This window comes from Dactylosporangium aurantiacum (assembly GCF_000716715.1).
GTDB lineage: Bacteria > Actinomycetota > Actinomycetes > Mycobacteriales > Micromonosporaceae > Dactylosporangium > Dactylosporangium aurantiacum.
The window spans coordinates 71,313-90,273 of sequence record NZ_JNYJ01000014.1; the positions used below are offsets into that span (position 1 = coordinate 71,313).

Genomic DNA, 18,961 nt, shown 5'->3' on the forward strand with positions numbered 1-18,961 from the left:
AAATTCGGCATCACCCTTCTTCCTGGCCGTTCTTCGTAGGATTTCCGCGACAGTCCGCTCCTATGCTGGCGCGGTGTCCGTGAAAGCCCCCGCCGCTGATCAGACGGTCGAGATCACCGCTGCCGGTGACGTGTCAGCGCCCGTGTTCGTCGATACGACGGGCCGCCGTGGACGGCGCGTCCGTTTCTTGTTCCATATGTCCGGCGCAGCGGCGGTGGCCTATGCGGTGCTGGTGATGATCGCCGCGTTGTTCGTCACCGGCCCGCTGGATCTGCTGTCGCTGCCGGCGCCGGGACAGTCCGCGTCCGGGGCGGTGCCGGCCGGGCAGCGGACACCGGTGCCCGTCCTGCCCGGCGGCACCGGCAAGCGCGCCGGTGGTGGCCCGTCCGTCCGCAGCAGCCCGGCGCCCGGCGCGGCGAGCCCGTCGGTGCGGCCGAGTGGCACGGTGACCGCCGCGCCGTCGCCCGGGCCCGCGACCCCGGCGCCGTCGGCCGCCCCGTCGGCCGGACCGTCGCCAGGGTTGTCGGCGGGGCCGACCGCGACGGGCACGCCGGACCCGACGGCGCCGCCGAGCGACCCGCCGACCTCGGTCCCCGGCGTCACCGTCCTCGTCATCGTGGGCCCGGCGTGACCGTCGCGCGGCGCCGGGTGCCGCTCGGCCGGCTGATCTTCGGTGGGATCGTGCTCAGTGTGCTGGCCGGGGCACTGCTGGTCGAGGCCTACGCCAACGCCGAGTTCCACCCCGACCCCACCGTGCGGGCCGGGCAGCGCACCAAGGTCCCGGCCGAGGTCATCGGCGGCGGGCCGATCATCGACACCCGCGGCGGCACGGTGCGCTCCTACCGGCTGCCGGAGCGGACCATCGCCCTCATCTTCGACGACGGCCCGGACCCGCAGTGGACGCCGAAGGTCGTGGAGGTGCTGCGCCGGCACCACGTCAACGCCACGTTCTTCGTCGTGGGCTCCCAGGTGGTCCGGCACCCGGAGATCGTCGCCGGGCTGGTCCAGGGCGGTGACGAGATCGGCGTGCACACGTTCACGCACCCGCAGCTCGACCGGCTGCCGCGGTGGCGGCGCGAGCTGGAGTACTCCCAGACACAGCTCGCGGTCGTGCACGCCACCGGCACCAAGTCGGCGCTGCTGCGGCTGCCGTACACGTCCAGCGCCCGGGCCGTCGACGACACCACGTGGCCGCTGGTCCAGGAGGCGGGCCGGCTCGGGTACCTGACGGTCATGGCGGACACCGACAGCCGGGACTGGAGCCGGCCCGGCGTCGACGCGATCATCGCCGGGGCGACCCCGCCGGGTGACTCGGGCGCGATCGTGCCGATGCACGACGGCGGCGGCGACCGCGCGCAGACCGTCGCGGCCCTGGACCGGTTCATCCCCGCGATGCAGCGGCGCGGCTACACGTTCACCACCGTGTCGGAGGGCCTGGCGCGCGCCCTGCCGGGGCAGGCCGTCGTCGTGGACGCGCCGACCGGTGCGGTCGACCGGCGGCGCGCCTTCGCGCTGGCCACCGCCGTCGTGCTGGCCGACTGGGTGACGGCCGCCCTGCGCGTGCTGTTCGTGGCCGCCGGTCTGCTGACGATCGCCCGCACCGTGGCGCTGTTCGTGCTCGCCGGCCGGCACGCGCGGCGGCGGCGGGCCGCGTCGTGGCGGTGGGGGCCGCCGGTGATGCTGCCGGTGTCGGTGATCGTGCCGGCGTACAACGAGAAGGAGGGGATCGAGGCGGCGGTGCGGTCCCTGGCCGGTGGCGACCATCCGGGCGGGATCGAGGTGGTGGTCGTCGACGACGGCTCGACCGACGGCACGGCGGCGCTGGTGGAGGCGATGCGATTACCGAACGTGCGGGTGGTGCGCATCGCCAACGGCGGCAAGCCGAACGCGCTCAACGTCGGGGTGGCGATGGCGCGGCACGACCTGATCGTCATGGTCGACGGCGACACCGTCTTCGAACGGGACGCGATCCGGCACCTGGTGCAGCCGTTCGCCGACCCGTCCGTCGGCGCGGTCGCGGGCAACGTCAAGGTCGGCAACCGCCGCTCGATCGTGGCCCGGTGGCAGCACATCGAGTACGTCATCGGGTTCAACCTGGACCGCCGGCTGTACGACATCATGCGCTGCATGCCGACCATCCCGGGCGCGATCGGCGCGTTCCGCCGCGAGGCGCTGCAGCACATCGGCGGGATCAGCCACGACACCCTGGCCGAGGACACCGACGCCACCATGGCGCTGTGCCGCGCCGGCTGGCGGGTCGTCTACGAGGAACGCGCCCGCGCCTGGACCGAGGCCCCCGCCACCCTGCGGCAGCTGTGGCTGCAGCGGTACCGCTGGAGCTACGGCACCATGCAGGCGATCTGGAAGCACCGCCGGTCGCTGCTGGACCGTGGCCCATCGGGCCGGTTCGGGCGGGTCGGCCTGCCGTTCATCGCGTGCTTCGGCCTCGCGCTGCCCCTGCTCGCCCCGCTCATCGACGTCATGCTCGTGTACGGGCTGTGCTTCACCGGCTGGCAGGTCACCACCGGCGCGTGGCTGGTCATGTTCGCCGTGCAGGTCCTGACCGCGGTGGTCGCGTTCCGCCTGGACCGGGAGAAGCTGCGCGTACTGTGGGTCCTGCCGCTGCAGCAGATCGTGTACCGGCAGCTCATGTACCTGGTGCTCCTGCAGTCCCTCGGCACGGCGCTGACCGGTGCCCGGCTGCGCTGGCACAAGCTGCACCGGGCCGGCACCGCCGCCGCGGCCGCCCCGCGACCCGTGGCGGCGCCGCCCCTGGTGCCCGCGGTGGTCCCGGCGCAGGGCCGTAGGCCCGGCCCGCCGACCGGCGGTGCGTTCGCGCCGGCTCAGGCGGCGGCGGTGCGCGCCGGCTCCGCGGCCGGCACCGTCTCCGCGGTGACCGGGGACGGCCGGAAACCCTTGACGATCAGGTAGACGCCGAGCGAGAACTCCCAGACCGCGATGGGCAGCGCGGCGACCGCGGCCACCGGTGACAGCCGGTCCCAGGCGCCGAAGAGCGTGCCGGCGTCGGAGGCGACGAGCAGCGGCGCCCCGATGAGCCCCAGCACGGGCAGGATCCGGGGGACCAGGCGCGACTGGTACAGCAGCGTGCCGAGCAGCACGGCGTTCACGGCCGGGATCAGACCCTGGCTGAGGAGGAAGACGGCGTCGTAGAAGGCGACCAGGGCCTGCCCGGTGGCCGCGGCGTCCGCGCCGGCGCCGGCCCGGCGCAACGTCAGCAGGGTCATGAGCGTGGCGACGCCGATGAGGATGGCGCCGGCCTCCACGACCCGGGCGCCGACGAAGCCCAGGGCGCGGGCCTGGCCCTGCCGTTTGAGCACCGGGTAGAGCGCGACGGCGGTCCCGACGCAGGCGACGGCCACGATCATCTCCAGGATGCCGCCGGCGACGACGCCGGTGTCCGGGCCGGTGCCGTTGATGTAGCCGTCGTCGTGGACGCGGCCGTACAGCCCGACGGTCGGCACCGAGACGAAGGTGATCACGTAGAAGATGCCCGCGACCAGGGAGGTCCTGCGCGGCGAGCCCGTCGACGTCTGCATGCTCAGTATCTTCGCGTGACCGAACGGCCGCTGTCGATGGTGTGCCGCGGCGGCGGCACCACCACGACCGGGCAGCCCGCCCGCCGCACGCACCGCCCGCTGGTCGAGCCGAGCAGCGCGCGGCGCAGCCGGCCGTGGCCGTGGCTGCCGAGCACCAGCAGGCGGGCGCGGCGGGCGGCGGCGAGCAGCACGGTGACCGGGTCGCCGGCCACGACGGACATCGCCGTCCCGGCGGCGTCGACCTGGGCCACCTCGTGCCGGCAGAGCAGCCGCGCGAGCTCGCGTTCGACGCCCGGCCCCGCGCCGGTCGGCGGCACGCCGTCCCAGGTCCATGCGGTGACGGCCTCGACCGGCACGCCGGTGCGCAGGCCCTCGGCGACCGCCCAGCGCAGCGCGTGCCGGGCGGCCTCGGTGCCGTCGACCCCGACGACGATGCGGTCCCTGATCGTCATGCCCGCAGCGTCCCCCGGTGCGGGCGCCGGGCGGCAGGGCGCACCGGCCCGCGTGCACCGGGGCGAAAGGCCCGCAGTAACGCCGGCGGCCGGTGTACCGCTCCTTACTGCGAGGGCAGGCCGGGTCGGTGGAGGTGGATGTGGGCGCGTTCGGGCTGTGGCTCGGATCCGGCGCGGCGGCGCTGCGCCGCCGGCGCCAGCGGTCCGCCGTCACTGAGCACATGGTGTCGATCCAGCCGCCGGTGACCATGGACGCGTTCCGGGCCGCGCTGCGGTATGTGCTGGAGGACCCGCGGCTGGAGGTCTACGTCTGGTCGGCGGACCGGCAGCAGTACGTGGACGGCACGGGCACGGCGCCGGCGCCGGACGGTGCCGGTCTGTGGCGCCACGACGTCCATGACGCCGACGGCGGCCCGCTCGCCCTGGTCGTGACCTCCGTCGATCCGGGGGCCGGCACGGTGCTGCTGGACGCCGCCGTGCGGGCCGCCGCGCCCGGGCTCAGGCAGGTGCGGGAGCACGCCGAGCTGCTGGCCCGGCTGCGTGAGCTGGAGTCCGCCGGCGCCGGCGGCGACGCGGGACACGGCGGGCACCGGCGCACGCGGGAGGTGGCGGCGATCATCGGCTCGACCCGGGCCGCCGCCGACCCGGCCGTGCGGGCCCTCACGGCGCGCGCGGAGACGGTGCTGCGCCACGCGCTGCGGGACCTGTGCGACGCGGCGCTCGGCGGCGAATGGCCGGCGGAGCCGGACGACCTCGAGTCGTCGGTGCGGGCGCTCGCGGCGGCCATGCCGTTGCCGGTGCGGGTCACCGCGGAGGTGGGTCCGCTCCCGCCGGCGGTGGCCGCGACCGTGTACGGCGCGATCTGCGAGGCGCTCGCCAACGTCGTGGGGCACGCCCGGGCGCGGCAGGTCGTCGTCACGCTGCGCCGGCACGGTCCGACGGTGCAGCTGGCGGTCAGCGACGACGGCGACGGCGGCGCGCAGCCGGTCATCGGCGGGGGCATCGTCGTGCTCGCCGCCCGGGTCGCCGCGCTCGGCGGCCTGCTGCACCTGGACAGCCCGGCCGGCAGCGGCACCCACCTGACCGTGGAGCTGCCCGCCGGTCCGTGAGCCGGGGACGGCTCAGTCGTGGCCGGTTACCGGCAGGCGCACCTCGGCGCGTGTGCCGCCGCCGGGCCGCGCGGCGACCGTGACGGTGCCGACGTCCAGCGGCGTGTGCCCGGAGTCCAGGGCGGCGACGTCGAGCAGGTCGTCGACGATGCCGCGCAGGTGGGTGCTGTTGCGGTGCACCACGTCGAGCAGGTCCCGCACCTCGCCGAGCGGGGCCCCGGGCGGTTTGCGTGGATCAGGTGGCCGGCGCGACGGTCACCGGGATGCCGTTGAGGACGCTGTTGCCCGACAGCGGGTCGATGACCCGGTCGTCGGTGAGCAGGTTGCTGTTGACGCCGGGGCTGGCGGCGGCGACCTTGGCGCGGGTGCCGGGCGCGCCGTGGCCCCAGCCGTGCGGCAGGCTCACCACGCCCGGCATGACCGTGTCGGTGACCTCGACGGCGACGGTGAGCGTGCCGACCCGCGACGCGACGGTCGCTGCGGCGCCGTCGGTGAGGCGCAGCGCGGCCGCGTCGCTCGGGTGGACCTGCAGCGTGCACCGGTCGCGGCCCTTCATCAGTCCGGGCACGTTGTGCATCCAGCTGTTGTTGGAACGCAGGTGCCGCCGGCCGACGAGGACCAGGCCGTCGGCGGGGCGCTCCAGCGCGGCGCGCAGCCGGGCGACGTCGGCGGCGACGGGCTCCGGGCACAGCTCGACCTGCCCGCTGGGGGTGCGCAGCACCTCCGGGATGCGCGGCCGCAGCGGCCCCAGGTCCAGGCCGTGCGGGTGGTCCAGCAGCGTGCGCAGGGTCAGCCCGTCCGGGGTGGCGCCGAAGCCGTCGCCGTACGCGCCGAGCCGCAGCCGGGCGTCGAGGAGGCGTTCGGCGGGGCCGTCGCCGTCGACGAGGGCCCGCAGGTCGGTCACGGACCGCCCGGCGACCGGCGAGTCCGGGTCGTCGGCGGCGCGCTGCAGCAGCTGCGCCAGCAGGTGCTCGTGCCCGGCGGCGACGTCGGCGGCGGTGCCACCACCGGCGCCTCTGCCGGCGGCGATGAGGGTGAGCCGGGCGAGGATGTCGCTCTCGTCCATGCCGCCGGGGTCCTTCGGCAGCACCGGCGGGGAGTACGCGGCCATGTTGTGCACGACCAGGGTCAGGAACGCGAAGTCGTAGTGCCCGACGCGGGCCGGGTCGGTCGGCGGCAGGATCACGTCGGCGTGCCGGGTGGTCTCGTTGAGGTACGGGTCGACGCTCACCATGAACTCGAGCCCGGCGAGGGCCCGGTCCAGCTGGGCGCTGTTCGGGGTGGACAGCACCGGGTTGCCGGCCACGGTGACCAGCGCCCGGACCTGCCCGTCGCCGGGGGTGGCGATCTCGTCGGCGAGGGTCGCGACCGGCAGCTCGCCCTTGACCTCGGGCAGGCCACGGACCCGGCTGGTCCACCGCCCGACGGTGAAACCCCGGCCGCCGGGCCGGGTCGCGGTGCGCGCGTGCGGCGCCAGGGGGAACATCGCCCCGCCGGGGCGGTCGAGGTTGCCGGTGAGGACGTTGACGGCGTCGACGAGCCAGCTGGTCAGGGTGCCGAACTCGACCGCGCAGGTGCCGATGCGGCCGTACACGGCGGCGGCGGGCGCGGCGGCCAGCTCCCGGGCGAGCCGGCGGATGTCGGCGGCCGGCACGCCGCAGCGGTCCGCGACGACCTCGGGCGCGAAGTCCTTGGCGAGGACCGCGAGCCGCTCGACGCTGCGGACGTGCCCGTCGAGCCGGCCGAGGTCGGCGAGGCCCTCGTCGAACAGGGTGTGCACCAGCCCGAACAGCAGCAGCGCGTCGCCGCCGGGCCGGATGAAGATGTGCTCGTCGGCGAGGGCCGCGGTGCGGGTGCGGCGCGGGTCGACGACCACGAACCGCCCGCCGCGGGCCTGCAGGGCGGCGAGCCGGCCCGGGAAGTCCGGGGCCGTGCACAGGCTGCCGTTGGACTCCAGGGGGTTCGCGCCGATGAGCAGCAGCAGGTCGGTCCGGTCGACGTCGGGCACCGGGATCGCGTCGGGGTTGCCGTACAGGTATCCGCACGCGACGTGTTTCGGCATCTGGTCCACGGTGCTGGCGGAGTACACGTTGCGGCTGCCGACCGCGCGCACGAGGGGCCCGCCGTACAGCGGGCCCGCCATCGTGTGCACGTTGGGGTTGCCGAGGTAGACGGCGACGGCGTCGCGGCCGTGCCGGGTGAGCACGCCGGTCAGCCCGGCCTCGACCGCGGCGAACGCCTCGTCCCAGCTCACCTCGTGGTGCTCGCCGTCGGCGCCGCGCAGCAGCGGCCGGCGCAGCCGGTCGGGGTCGTGCACGAGCTGCCCGAAGGTGGCGCCCTTCGGGCAGACGAAACCGGCGCTGAGCACGTGCTGGCGGTCGCCGCGGGCGGCGGTGATCCGCTCGCCGGTGACGGTCAGCTCGAGGCCGCAGACGGCCTCGCACAGCGGGCAGGTCCGGTAGGCCGTGCGGGTGCCGTTCGGTGCGCCGGTCATGTGCCTCACCACCGTTGGTCGAGGTTGCGGTCGCCGTCAGCTTGGCCGGTGGGACGCCGTCCCAGCAAGCACCGTGTGAGGTTTCCGGCTTCAGGTGGCGTCCGGTTTCAGGTGACCGGCACGTCGCGCCGGCGGAAGCCGGCGAGCCCGGCGAGCACCAGCGCCACGGTGAGGGCGGTGAGGATCAGCAGCGGCGCCACGGTGACCGTCCCGCCGGGGACGCGGGGGATGTGGGTGAACGGGGACACGTCCAGCAGCACCTGGCTCAGCTGCAGTGCCGCGCCGATCTGGCCGAGCACCACGCACACCGACAGCGCCGCCCAGCCGACCGCGGGGGCCCGGCGCGGCGCCAGGCCGAACACCGCGACGGTGAGCGCCGCGAGGACCCACACGGCGGGCAGCTGCACCAGCGCGCCGGCCAGCACGCGGGGGACCGCCCGGCCGACGTCGCCGGTGGTCGCGCCGTAGCACAGCCCGGCGGCCAGGCCGGTGACGAGCATGACCGCGGTCGGGCCGAGGAACGCGAAGACCAGGTGGCTGGCCGCCCACCGCAGCCGGCTGACCCCCGTGGCGAGCAGGGCCTCGCTGCGCAGCGCGGCCTCCTCGGTGCGCATCCGCAGCGCGGCGGCGATGCCGTACGCGGCGACGGCGATCGCGCCGATGCCGAGGGTGCCGGCGAGGAACACGTCCGCGGCGCCGGACGTGCCGCCGATGCGTTCCAGGATCTGCCGCAGCTGCTCGTTGTCGGCCAGCAGGTCCGCGGAGGTCTTGGCGACGCCGCCGAACAGCAGCCCGCCGACGATGCCGAGGCCGACGAGCCAGCCGTACAGGCTGCCGCGATGCAACCGCCAGGCGAGCGCGAGCGGACCGGACAGCGCCGGTGCCGCGGCGGCCGGGCCGAGGCGCGGTGGGAGCAGCCCGGCGCCGACGTCGCGGCGGGCCGACAGGCGCAGCGCCAGCGCGAACCCGGCGAGCGTGGCCACGGCGACCACGCCGAAGATCCACCAGCGGTTGTCGGTGTACGCGTGCACCTGGTAGATCCAGCCGAGCGGGGAGACCCAGGGCAGCCACGACAGCCCGGCCGCGACGTCGCCGGCGCCGCGGACCCCGAACGACAGGCCGACGACCGCGACGCCGATGCCCCTGGCGGCGCCGGCGCCCTCGCTGAGCTGCGCGGTCACCGCGCCGACCGCGGCGAACAGGATGCCGGCGCCCGCCCAGGCCAGGCCCATCGCGAACGCGCCGGCGGCCGGGGTGTCCTGGCTGATCATGCCGAGCGCGACGAGCACGCCGACGGTGAGGCTCGCGACGGTCATGGTGAGCAGCGCGGCGGCGACGGCGGCGTGCCGGCCGACGACGGTGGCGCCGAGCAGCTCCCGGCGGCCGGCCTCCTCCTCGACCCGGGTGTGCCGGATGACGAACAGCACCCCGATCAGCGCCATGATCACCATGCCGGTCGCGGCGCGCCAGAAGATCAGCGCACCGAGGTTCGGGTCGGCGGGTTTGGTGCCGTAGAACAGCAGCAGCAACGGGCTGCTGCCGAGGTCGTCGATGTAGCCCTGCCGCTCGGCGTCGGTCTTGTACAGCGTCGCCGTGCCGGACGCCAGCGACAGCGGCAGCACGGCCATGAACAGCATCCAGATCGGCAGCAGTACGCGGTCGCGGCGCACGGTCAGCCGGGCGAGGTTGCCGGTGCCGGTGAACGCGGTCATTTCGCCGGCTCCGTTTCGTGGCGGCGGGTCCCGGTGCGCTCGGCGTCGCCCGTCTCGTAGTGGCGCAGGAACAGCTCCTCCAGCGTCGGCGGCTGGCTGACGAGGCTGCGCACACCGTGCGAGACCAGCCGGCGCAGCACCGGGTCGAGCTGGGCGGAGTCGACCTGGAGCCGCACCTGGTTGCCGTCCAGGTGCAGGTCGTGCACGCCGGGCAGCTCGGCCAGGCCGTCGGGCGACGTGGTGAGCTCGGCGGAGATGAACGTGCGGGTCAGGTGCCGCAGCTGGGCGAGGGTGCCGGTCTCGACCGTGCGGCCCTGCCGGATGATGCTGACCCGGTCGCAGAGCGCCTCCACCTCCGACAGGATGTGGCTGGACAGCAGCACGGTGCGCCCACGCTGCTTCTCCTCCGCGATGACCTGCCGGAACACCTCTTCCATCAGCGGGTCGAGGCCGGAGGTCGGTTCGTCGAGCAGCAGCAGCTCCACGTCGGAGGCGAGCGCGGCGATGAGGCCGACCTTCTGCCGGTTGCCCTTGGAGTAGGCCCGGCCCTTCTTGCGCGGGTCCAGGTCGAAGCGCTCGAGCAGCTCGTTGCGGCGGGCCGGGTTGAGCCCGCCGCGCAACCGGCCGAGCAGGTCGATGACCTCGCCGCCGGACAGGTTGGGCCAGAGCGTCACGTCGCCCGGCACGTACGCGAGGCGGCGGTGCAACGCGACGGCGTCGTGCCACGGGTCGCCGCCGAGCAGGCGCACGGTGCCGCCGTCGGCGCGCTGCAGGCCGAGCAGGATCCGGATGGTGGTGGTCTTGCCTGCCCCGTTGGGGCCGAGGAACCCGTGCACCTCGCCCTGCGCGACGGTCAGGTCGAGACCGTCCAGCGCGGTGGTCTGGCCGAACCGCTTGATCAGGCCGTCGACCGAAATGGAATTTTCCATGGTTCAGACGCTACACTCATTTCACACAAGTGTGAAAGTACGTGTTGGACAATTGACGGATGGAACCGCACATGCCCCAGCGACCGCAGCGCGACGAGGCGGCCCTCCGCGCCTTCGTCGAGGACATGGCCAGGCTCCTCGGCGACTGGGGGTTCCCGCGCATGGCCGGTCGGGTCGTGTTCACCCTGATGGCCTCCGACGAGCGGTCCCTGAGCGCCGGTGAGCTCGCCGACCGCCTCGGGGTGAGCGCCGCCGCCATCTCCGGCGCCGTGCGCTACCTGTCGCAGATCGCGATGGTGACCCGCGAGCATGTGCCCGGCTCCCGGCGCGACCGGTACCGGCTGGTCGACGACTCCTGGTACGAGGTGACCGTCGCCAAGATGACGCTGCTGAAGACCCTCGCCGACGCGGCCGGTGAGGGCGCAGCGGCGGCCGGCGGGCCGGCCACCCCGGCCGGGGCGCGGCTCGCCGGCATGCGCGACTTCTACAACTGGGTCCAGGAGCGGATGCCGACCCTGCTGGACCAGTGGGCCGAGCACAAGGCCGCCAAGGCCGGGCAGGACCCGCCGGCGCCGACCCCTCCGGCGGTCGCGGACCCCGCCGTCCGGCCGTGGTGACGCCCGCCGCCGCGGTGACATCGGCTGCCTCGGGTGCGGCTGCGTCGGCTGCCGCTGCGTCGGCTCCGTCGGGTGCGGGCGCGGCTGCGTCGGGTGCGGCCGGGCTGGGTGCGGCTACGTCTGGCGGCGCGGTCGGGTGGCGGGCGGCTACGCCGGACTGCGTACCGGCGGCCGCCTGACGGCCCAGGACGGCCCGGCCCTCGAACCGTGACGATCGGTCCTGACAGCTGATCGTCCACGGACTCGAAGGGACCTGCCATGTCTGTCCTGCACCTGCTCGCCGCCCCGGACCTGCTCGCCGCCGGATACGAGGTCGGCACCGGCCGGCTGGTGCCCTCGGCGGCCGCCGTCGCCGGCCTCGCCGGCGTGGTGCTCGGCGTCCTCGCCGCCACCCGCCCCGGCCGCCCCGGTGCCGCCCGCCGCGCCGTCATCGCCGTCGCCGCCGGGGTCGTCAGCGCCGCCGTCGGCGGCGTGCACTGGGCCAACGTCGCCGGCGGTCTCGGCACCGGCAACGGCCTGGCCGGCGCCGTCATCGCCGTCGCGCTGGGCGCGGTCGCCGTCGCCGCCGGCGGCCTGGCCCTCGTCCGCACCCGACGCACCGCCTGAGCGCTCCTCGACCCCAGCCGGGACCCCGGTCAGGACGTCTGCCAGAACCGGCCAGGACGCCGATCAGCACGCGCCAGGACGGCCGCCACGACCCGGCCAGGACCCTGCCAGATCCCGGCCGGGATCCCGGCCGGATCGGCGTCGTCACTGTGCGGCCGGATCGGCGTCGTCACTGTGCGGCCGGATCGGCGTCGTCACTGTGCGGCCGGATCGGCGTCGTCACTGCGCGGCCGGGGCGGTGTCCACCTCGCGCAGCAGCAGGACCGGGCAGTCGGCGCGCTGCAGCAGGTGATGGGTCACCGGCTCCAGCAGCGCGCCGATGACGCTGTCGCGGCCGCGGCCGTCGAGCACGACCAGCTGCGCGCTGCGCGAGGCGGCCACGAGGACGTCGGCGGGGTTGCCGGCGGCGGTCTCGACCTCGACCGGCACCGCCGGGTACCGCTGCCGCAGCCGGGCGAGCCCGCCGGACGTGTCCTCGACCGTGTGGACCGCGACGAGGCCGCAGCGGCGGCGGTACGCCTCCTCGAAGGCCACCGTCAGGACCCGCTCGCCCGCCGGCCCGTCGCCGACGCCGGCGACCACGGGCCCGATCGCGGTGTGTGCCCGGCCCCGCACGACGACGACCGGGCCCTCGGCGTGCGTGGCGACCTGCAGCCCGACCGAGCCCAGCAGCGCCGAGGCGAGCGCGCCGCGGCCGTGGGAGCCGACGACGAGCAGCGCCGCGGTCTTCGCCTCGGTGAGCAGCGCGTCGGTCGGCAGGCCCAGCACGGCGCTGCCCTGCACGTCGAGGCCGGGCCGGGCACCGCGGGCGTCGGCGACGGCCGCCGCCACGACGGCCTCGGCCTGGCCGCGGGCGGGCGCGTCCATCTCGGTGGGCGAGCCGATCGGGCCGGGCAGGTGCCACTGGTACACGCACACGACCCGCAGCCGCGCGCCCGTGCGTGCCGCGTGGTCCGCGGCCCACCGGACCGCGGACGTGCCGGACGTCGAGCCGTCGGTGCCGACCACGATGTCGGTGTGCTGCATGTTCGCTCCTTGGGGGACGGGGGTGAAGCTCAGGCGAACCGGGCGACGAGCACCGGCGTCTCGGCGTGCTCCAGGACGTGCTGCGTGACGCCGCCGATGCGCAGCCCGGCGAACCCGCCGTGGCCGCGGGCGCCGAGCACGACCATCAGCGCGTCTCGGGCCGCGTCCAGCAGGACCTGCACGGGCGGGCCGTGCACCACCCGCGGCTCCAGCCGCACCGCGGGGTCCTTGGCCTGCAGCTGGCCCAGGTCGGCGGCGAGGTCCGCGGCCAGCCGGTCCGGGTTGACGCGGCGGGCCAGCCGGCTCGCCGGCTCCTGCCACGCCCGCACCGCGACCAGCGGCACCTTGCGCGCCGACGCCTCGCGGAAGGCCAGCTCCAGCGCCTGCTGCCCGCCCGGCGAGCCGTCGGCGCCGGCGACGACCGGCCGGTCCGACGGCAGCACCGCCTCCGGCCCGGCCCAGCGCTCGGCGTGGTGGACGACGAGGACGGGGCAGTGCGAGTACCCGGCCAGATGCACCCCGACCGAGCCCACCAGCAGCGCGTGGAAGCCCCCGTGCCCCCGGCTGCCGACGACGACCAGCTCCGCGTGCCGGGACTGTTCGCGCAGGACGCGCACCGGCTCGCCGTACCACGTCGAGGTGGTCACGTGCAGCCCCGGGAACCAGTGCCGCGCCTCGGTCGCGGCGTCCAGCGCCAGGCCGTGCTCGTCGGTGATCTCCTCGTACGGCCCGGGCACCCCGAGCGCGTGCATGATGCGCAGCGGACGGCCCATGCGGACCGCGATGTCGGCCGCCCAGCGGACCGCGCCGAACGCGGCCGGCGACCCGTCGACACCCACGATCACCGGCCGATGGATGATGCTCATGACGGCCTCCTCACGGTGCGAGCTGTGCAGCTTCCACCGTCGCGCACCCCGGTGGGCACCGGAAGGGCCGATGGTCCCGTCCCGCCCCGGACCGTGCCCGGCGGCACCCCGGCGCGGTGCGGCGTTTCGGGGTCCGGCGCTCGGGCAAGGGACCCGCATGCATAGGTTGCTCGCCAGACTTGAAGGTGCCGGCTCGCTCGACCGGGCCGCCAACGCGCTGCGCCGCTTCGCCGGGGCCACCGCCGGAAGGGGCCGGCTGCGGTCGGTGCTGCACGGGGAGTGGTTCGGCCACCCGCTGCACCCGGCCCTCGTGCAGTTTCCCGTCGGCGCCTGGATGAGCACGGCCGTGCTCGACCTGATGCCGGGCACGGAGCGGGCCGCGGCGGCGCTGCTGACCGTCGGCACCGCCGGGGCGCTGCCCGCCGCCACGACCGGCCTCGCCGACTACACGACCCTGTCGCGGCAACAGCGGCGGGTCGCGCTCGTGCACGTCGGGGCCAACACCGCCGCGCTCGGGTGCTTCGCCGCGTCGATCGCGGCCCGGATGCGCGGCGACCACCAGCGCGGCAGGATGCTGTCGTACGCCGGGCTGAGCATCGCCGGCATCGGCGCCTACCTCGGCGGGCACCTCGCCTACAGCCAGGCCGCCGGCGTCGACACCGACGCGGTCCGCCAGACGGCCACCCGCGAGGAGCTGCTGGAGACCGCGCCGCGGTAGGTCAGTACGGGTCCCCGGTGCCCGGCAGGCGGCCACGCAGCAGCCCGCCGGGCCGGCCCGCCATCGTGGCCGCGTCGGACAGCGGCGGCGCCTCGGTGTGGGCGTGGGTCGCCATGCCGTCGACGAGCTCCCGAAGCGCCGTGGCCGCGTCGGTGCGGGGGCGCCAGCCGAGCTGCGTGGCGGCCCGCTCGCAGGACATGAGCGGCGCGTTCAGGGCGAGCCGCACCCAGCCGCTGTCGACCGGCTGCAGCCGCAGCCGCCAGGTGACCCCGGCGGCGACGCGCAGCAGCCCGCCCGGCACGCCGACGGCGCGGCCGTGGAACAGCGCCGCCGCGACCTGCGGGGTGAGCACCGGGTCCGCGGCGATGTTGAACGCGCCCCGCACGTCGGCCGCGACCGCCCGCGCGTAGGCGTCGGCGACGTCGTCGGCGTGCACCGCCTGCACCCGCAGCGCCGGATCCGACGGTACGAGCGGAATCCGGCCGAACCGCAGCAGCCCGGTCGGTGCCAGCGGACCCAGGAAGTAGCGGCCGATCTCGGTGCCGGCGTCGCGCTGGAAGATCAGGCCGGGACGCAGCCGCACCACGCGCAGCGACGGGTGCTTCTCCTCGGCCCGGTCCAGCAGCGCCTCGACCGCGGCCTTGTGCATGCTGTACGACGAGCCCGGCACCCCGGTGTGCGGCCAGCTCTCGGCGACCCGCTGGTCCTTCGGCCCGGGCGCGTACACGCCGACGGACGAGGCCACGACGAGGGCGGGCACCCCGGCCCGGACCGCGGCCTCGATCACCGCCCGGCTGCCGCCCACGTTCGTGCGGTGCAGCCGCCGCTGGTCGTGGCTCGGCTGGATCTGCCAGGCCAGGTGGACCACCGCGTCGGCGCCGTCGAAGAGCTCGGCGAGGCGGTCCGTGGCGCCGTACGCGCCGATGTCGCAGGAGTGCCAGCGCACCCCGTCGTACGGCGCCGCCGACGTCTGCGGCACGCGCCGCACGACTCCGGTGAGCTCATGGTTGCCGTCCTGATGCAGGCGCCGCAGCAGCGCCGTCCCCGCATTGCCGGACGCACCGACGATCACGATGCGCAGCCCACTGGTCGATGCGTTCATGCGTGCCGGGTCCCTTCGCCGTGCCTGACCGGCATCTACCCGGGACCCCTGCCCGGAAACACGCCGGGCCCGGCCCGGGTCACGACGGCGGCAGCCGCCCGCCGCCCATACCTGAACGGTAGTGGATTCCCTACAGTGCGCGGTGCCGCCGCCGATGACAGGAGCACCCGCTTTCGGATTGGTGCACGGATGACGCGAGCTGTTGAGGTGGCCACCGGCGACCGGATCGGTGCGGTGCTGGCGGGGCGTCTCGTCCAGCCGGTCTTCCAGCCCATCGTGGACCTGTCCACCCGGGCCGTCGTCGGCCTGGAGGCCCTCGCGCGTGGCCCGGCGGGCACCGCCCTGGAGTTCCCGGATCGGCTGTTCGCCGCGGCCCGCGACGCCGGGCGGCTCGGTGAGCTGGACATGCTGTGCGCCGAGCGCGCCCTGGAGCTCGCGGTGGCGGCGTCGGTACCCCCACCGCTGCTGTTCGTGAACGCCGAGCCGGCCGTGCTGGACCAGCCGCTGTCACCGCGGCTGATCGAGCTGGTGCAGGCCGGGCTGCCGTTCCGGGAGGTGCTGGAGTTCACCGAGCGGGCGCTGCCCGCGGTGCCCGGCAGCCTGCTGCGCCTCGCCGCGCTGGTGCAGCAGTGGGGCAACAGCATCGCCCTGGACGACGTCGGCGTCGACCCGATGTCGCTGGCGTTCCTGCCGGTGCTGGAGCCGGAGGTCATCAAGCTGGACATGAGTCTCGTCCGGGCACCGGACACGTCCACCGCCCGGACCGTCGCCGCGGTGGTGCGTGCGGAGTCCCACCGCACCGGCGCACTGGTGATCGCCGAGGGTGTCGAGACGGAGGACGACCTGCTCGTCGCCCGCGAGCTCGGCGCGCACTGGGGGCAGGGCTGGCTGTTCGGCCGGCCGGGCCCGATCGAGACGGCGGGCCGGCGCTTCGACCCGGCCGCGCCGAGCCTGCTGCGGGCGCCGCGCCCGGGGTTCCACGCGGCCGCCGGGTCCCCGTTCGAGGCCGCGGCGGGCGGCCGGCCGCTCGGCACCGCGGAGGCGCTCGGCGGGCTGCGCCGCGTCCTGGCCGCCGAGCCGACCGCCGTCGTGCTGCTGTCGTGCCCCGAGGACGGCGTGCCCGGCTTCACCGTCGCCCTGCCGGACCTCGCCGGCCAGGCCAGGTCGGTCATCGTCATCGAAGACCCGGTCCCGGGCGAGTTCGCCGCCGTCGTCATCGGCGCCGGGCACGGCCACGCACTGTGCGCGCGGGCGTCGGACCCGCCGCAGGTCCGGGTCACCGAGGACCTGCCGACGGTCGCCGCCGTCACCCGCGCCCTGCTGCACCGCCACACCTGAGCCCGCCGCCGGCCGGAGCCGGCGGCGGGGACGGCGCGGGTCAGACGTCGTCCGGGTCGCCGCCGGAGCGTTCGACGTCGGCGCGCAGGTCGTCCCGGCCGACCGGGGTGCCGTCGGAGTCGCGCACGACGCCGTCACCGGTGGCGGGGCCGGTGTCGTCGTCCGGCAGGACCGGCACGATCGGCGGGAGCGGCTGCTGCGAAGGGGTCGTCACGGTGCACCTCCAGGTCGGGGATCGACCCCCGTGGTACCCATTCCGGCGCCGGTCACGCGGACCCGGTCAGCACCTCGTGCAGGTCCGGGCGGCAGTCCAGGGCGGCGTCGCGCAGCCTCGCCACCCGGGCCAGCTGCGCGTCGGCCGGCAGCGCCCGCAGGGTCGCGAGCGCCCGGTCGACGAGGTCGCGGTCCTGGACCCACAGCTCCTGCGGGGCGGTGCCGGCGCCGCGCAGCCACCGGCCGGCCGCGACCCGGGCCGCGTCGATGCGGGTCCAGGTGGCGGTGTCGGCGTCGGCGGCGCCGCACTTCCAGGTGCCCGCGCCCTCGAGGATGTCGTCCTCGATCGAGCCGCTGCCGGTGGCGATGGTGCCGTCGGCGTACACGGTGAGGCTCAGGTGCACGGTGTCGCGCCGCTGCGCGACGGGGGTGCCGTAGCGGGCGGTCTCCTGCACGACGGCGGTCGGCGGGTCGGGCAGCCGGGCCAGCACCCGCAGCGCCCGCCGCGCCGGGCCGGTCAGCCGCGGCAGCAGCGGCTCGTACAGGCGGGTGACGCACACCCGGGGCGTGCCCTCGGCGCAGACCAGCTCGGCCGCGTGCGGGTCGCGCGGCGCGGCCCGGTCCGCGGGTGGCAGCACCGGCAGGGCGGCCGCGGCGCCGAGCAGCACGGCGAGCGGCGCCACCAGGCGGCGCCGGCCGGCGGCCAGCAGGGCGGCGCCCGCGGCGGCCAGGGCGGCGAACCACAGCGCCTGCCCGGCGACCGTCCGGCCGTCCACAGTGGAGTACTCGTCGGTGCCGCCGAGGTGGCCGGGGATCAGCAGCAGCGCCCGCGCGCCGGAGTCCGGCCAGGCCAGCTGCGGCGCGACGAGCACGGCGAGCGCACCGGCGGCGAGCAGCGGCGCGGTGAGCCGCGACGGCAGCAGCCGGCCCAGGCCCAGACCGAGCAGCCCGGACGCGGCGAGGCCGAGCGCGCCGGTCAGCACCGGCCAGTACCAGCCCGGCGGCCGGTACGACGCGTGCAGGACCGCCCGGGCCAGCCCGTCGAGCAGGCCCAGGCCGTAGCCGGCGGCGAGGCAGGCCGCGACGACCGCCGCCAGCGGCGCGGCCCGCCGCGCGGCCGGGCGCGGGGTGCTGCGCAGCAGCTCGGTCATGCCCGCGGCCCGGTCCCGGCGCCCCTGCCACGCCCCGGCGGCCAGCGCCACCGGCCACAGCAGCGTCAGGTTGCCGTGGTGCACCAGGACCGCCGCCATCCACAGGCCGTCCCAGCGCTCCGGGTCGCCGGCCAGCGCCCAGCCGAGCGCGGCGGCGAGGGCACCGATCCACGGCGCGGCCGAGCGGCGCAGCTCGACCGCGGCGACGCGGGCGGTCACGACCGGCCGCCGTGGGCGCGGTGCCGGCGCAGCAGCGCGGCATATCCCCGCTCGGCGGTGCTGCCGCCACCACCGCCGTCACCGCCGCGGGCGCCGCCGCCGCCGTCACCGCCGCCACCGTCGTCGGCGCCGGCCGCGGCCTCGAGGTCGCCGGGTGCGCCCTGCAGCACCAGCCGCCCACCGTCGAGCAGCACCACGCCGGTGCACGCCGCGGCGACGTCGTCGACCAGGTGCGTCGCCACGACCACGCAGCTGTCCCGGCCGAGGTCGCGCAGCAGCGCCCGCACCCCCATCCGCTGCTCCGGGTCCAGGCCGGCGGTCGGCTCGTCGAGCAGCAGCAGCGCCGGGTCGCTCACGATCGCCTGGGCGATGCCGACGCGGCGCAGCATGCCGCCGGACAGCGACCGCAGCCGGCTGCCGGCCCGGCCGGTGAGCTCGACGCGGTCGATCGCGCGCTGCACCGCGTCGGGCACGGCCCGCGCCGGCATCTCCTTGAGCCACGCGACGTGCTCGACGAACTCGCGCACGGTGAACCAGCGGTAGTAGCCGAAGTCCTGCGGCAGGTACCCCAGCGCCCGCCGGACCGGCCGCAGGTCACCGCCGTCCTGCACCGGCCGGCCGAGCAGCTCCAGCCGTCCGGCCGCGGGCCGCAGCACCGTCGCCAGGGCCCGGATGAGGGTGGTCTTGCCGGCGCCGTTCGGCCCCAGCAGGCCGTGCACACCGTTGCCGAGCGCCAGGTCGAGCCCGTCGACCGCGGCGCGGCGCCCGGCCGTGAGCCGCAGCCCCTGGGCGTGCACCGGCCAGGCGTACGTCGTCGGTGCCGTCTCCTCGTCGCTCACCGCACGAACCATG

At 76.2% G+C, this 18,961-nt stretch carries 19 protein-coding genes; 7 read left to right on the top strand and 12 right to left on the bottom strand.

Annotated elements, in window-relative coordinates; translation table 11 throughout:
* Nucleotides 1–196: 196 nt before the first annotated feature.
* Together OP18_RS57260 and OP18_RS17940 are read left to right on the top strand one after the other, a co-directional pair.
* Entirely contained in the window at nt 197–631 is a 435-nt protein-coding gene (locus OP18_RS57260) for a hypothetical protein (protein ID WP_156089596.1), read from the top strand.
* On the top strand, nt 628–2,931 hold the full coding sequence (locus OP18_RS17940) for a bifunctional polysaccharide deacetylase/glycosyltransferase family 2 protein (protein ID WP_063745536.1): 2,304 nt from the start codon (nt 628–630) through the stop codon (nt 2,929–2,931). The genes OP18_RS57260 and OP18_RS17940 overlap by 4 nt, the downstream gene beginning before the upstream one ends.
* Here OP18_RS17940 and OP18_RS17945 read toward each other — a convergent pair.
* Together OP18_RS17945 and OP18_RS17950 are read right to left on the bottom strand one after the other, a co-directional pair.
* A complete protein-coding gene (locus tag OP18_RS17945; protein WP_033360074.1) occupies nt 2,844–3,557 on the bottom strand; it encodes a DUF4386 domain-containing protein in 714 nt (237 codons plus the stop codon). The genes OP18_RS17940 and OP18_RS17945 overlap by 88 nt on opposite strands.
* A 2-nt stretch (nt 3,558–3,559) precedes the next feature.
* Nucleotides 3,560–4,009, bottom strand: a complete 450-nt coding sequence (locus OP18_RS17950; protein WP_033360075.1) for a universal stress protein — start codon at nt 4,007–4,009, stop codon at nt 3,560–3,562.
* A 128-nt stretch (nt 4,010–4,137) separates the two neighbouring features.
* Between OP18_RS17950 and OP18_RS17955 the strand changes: the two genes are divergently transcribed.
* Entirely contained in the window at nt 4,138–5,118 is a 981-nt protein-coding gene (locus tag OP18_RS17955; protein WP_156089597.1) for a sensor histidine kinase, read from the top strand.
* A gap of 12 nt (nt 5,119–5,130) precedes the next feature.
* On the opposite strand, the gene OP18_RS17960 is transcribed toward OP18_RS17955, so the two are convergent.
* The 4 genes from OP18_RS17960 to OP18_RS17975 all read right to left on the bottom strand — a co-directional run bounded on the left by OP18_RS17960 (nt 5,131) and on the right by OP18_RS17975 (nt 10,253).
* Nucleotides 5,131–5,319 (bottom strand): hypothetical protein, encoded by a 189-nt coding sequence (locus OP18_RS17960; RefSeq protein ID WP_033360077.1) that lies wholly within the window; start codon nt 5,317–5,319, stop codon nt 5,131–5,133.
* Nucleotides 5,320–5,353: 34 nt separating this feature from the next.
* Nucleotides 5,354–7,612, bottom strand: coding sequence for a molybdopterin oxidoreductase family protein (locus OP18_RS17965; RefSeq protein ID WP_033360078.1), 2,259 nt, complete (start codon nt 7,610–7,612; stop codon nt 5,354–5,356).
* Nucleotides 7,613–7,719: 107 nt separating this feature from the next.
* On the bottom strand, nt 7,720–9,324 hold the full coding sequence (locus OP18_RS17970; RefSeq protein WP_033360079.1) for an ABC transporter permease: 1,605 nt from the start codon (nt 9,322–9,324) through the stop codon (nt 7,720–7,722).
* Nucleotides 9,321–10,253 (bottom strand): ABC transporter ATP-binding protein, encoded by a 933-nt coding sequence (locus OP18_RS17975; RefSeq protein ID WP_033360080.1) that lies wholly within the window; start codon nt 10,251–10,253, stop codon nt 9,321–9,323. The genes OP18_RS17970 and OP18_RS17975 overlap by 4 nt, the downstream gene beginning before the upstream one ends.
* Nucleotides 10,254–10,312: 59 nt before the next feature.
* Here OP18_RS17975 and OP18_RS17980 point away from each other — a divergent pair, with 59 nt between their 5' ends.
* Nucleotides 10,313–10,870 carry a GbsR/MarR family transcriptional regulator gene (locus OP18_RS17980; protein WP_156089598.1) on the top strand — a complete coding sequence of 186 codons (558 nt, stop codon included), beginning with the start codon at nt 10,313–10,315 and terminating at the stop codon, nt 10,868–10,870.
* 258 nt (nt 10,871–11,128) lie between these two features.
* Nucleotides 11,129–11,476, top strand: a complete 348-nt coding sequence (locus OP18_RS17985; RefSeq protein ID WP_033360081.1) for a DUF6223 family protein — start codon at nt 11,129–11,131, stop codon at nt 11,474–11,476.
* Nucleotides 11,477–11,695: 219 nt separating this feature from the next.
* Here the strand turns inward: OP18_RS17985 and OP18_RS17990 are convergent, their stop codons facing one another.
* Together OP18_RS17990 and OP18_RS17995 are read right to left on the bottom strand one after the other, a co-directional pair.
* Nucleotides 11,696–12,502, bottom strand: coding sequence for a universal stress protein (locus OP18_RS17990; RefSeq protein ID WP_033360082.1), 807 nt, complete (start codon nt 12,500–12,502; stop codon nt 11,696–11,698).
* A gap of 29 nt (nt 12,503–12,531) precedes the next feature.
* Nucleotides 12,532–13,368, bottom strand: coding sequence for a universal stress protein (locus tag OP18_RS17995; protein ID WP_033360083.1), 837 nt, complete (start codon nt 13,366–13,368; stop codon nt 12,532–12,534).
* Nucleotides 13,369–13,525: 157 nt separating this feature from the next.
* Between OP18_RS17995 and OP18_RS18000 the strand changes: the two genes are divergently transcribed.
* Complete coding sequence (locus tag OP18_RS18000) at nt 13,526–14,086, top strand: DUF2231 domain-containing protein (RefSeq protein WP_156089599.1); 561 nt, start codon at nt 13,526–13,528, stop codon at nt 14,084–14,086.
* 1 nt (nt 14,087) lies between these two features.
* On the opposite strand, the gene OP18_RS18005 is transcribed toward OP18_RS18000, so the two are convergent.
* Nucleotides 14,088–15,167 (bottom strand): NAD-dependent epimerase/dehydratase family protein, encoded by a 1,080-nt coding sequence (locus OP18_RS18005; protein WP_033360169.1) that lies wholly within the window; start codon nt 15,165–15,167, stop codon nt 14,088–14,090.
* Between the two features lie 210 nt (nt 15,168–15,377).
* Between OP18_RS18005 and OP18_RS52665 the strand changes: the two genes are divergently transcribed.
* Nucleotides 15,378–16,526 carry an EAL domain-containing protein gene (locus OP18_RS52665; RefSeq protein ID WP_081970855.1) on the top strand — a complete coding sequence of 383 codons (1,149 nt, stop codon included), beginning with the start codon at nt 15,378–15,380 and terminating at the stop codon, nt 16,524–16,526.
* A gap of 40 nt (nt 16,527–16,566) precedes the next feature.
* Here OP18_RS52665 and OP18_RS57270 read toward each other — a convergent pair whose 3' ends face one another.
* From OP18_RS57270 to OP18_RS18020, 3 genes are read right to left on the bottom strand one after another with little or no spacing between them, the layout of a single operon-like run.
* On the bottom strand, nt 16,567–16,740 hold the full coding sequence (locus OP18_RS57270; RefSeq protein WP_156089601.1) for a hypothetical protein: 174 nt from the start codon (nt 16,738–16,740) through the stop codon (nt 16,567–16,569).
* 52 nt (nt 16,741–16,792) lie between these two features.
* On the bottom strand, nt 16,793–18,109 hold the full coding sequence (locus tag OP18_RS18015; protein WP_033360084.1) for a hypothetical protein: 1,317 nt from the start codon (nt 18,107–18,109) through the stop codon (nt 16,793–16,795).
* The gene (locus OP18_RS18020; protein ID WP_033360085.1) at nt 18,106–18,960 is read right to left on the bottom strand and encodes an ATP-binding cassette domain-containing protein; all 855 of its coding nucleotides are present in this window, start codon (nt 18,958–18,960) and stop codon (nt 18,106–18,108) included. The genes OP18_RS18015 and OP18_RS18020 overlap by 4 nt, the downstream gene beginning before the upstream one ends.
* Nucleotide 18,961 lies beyond the last annotated feature (1 nt).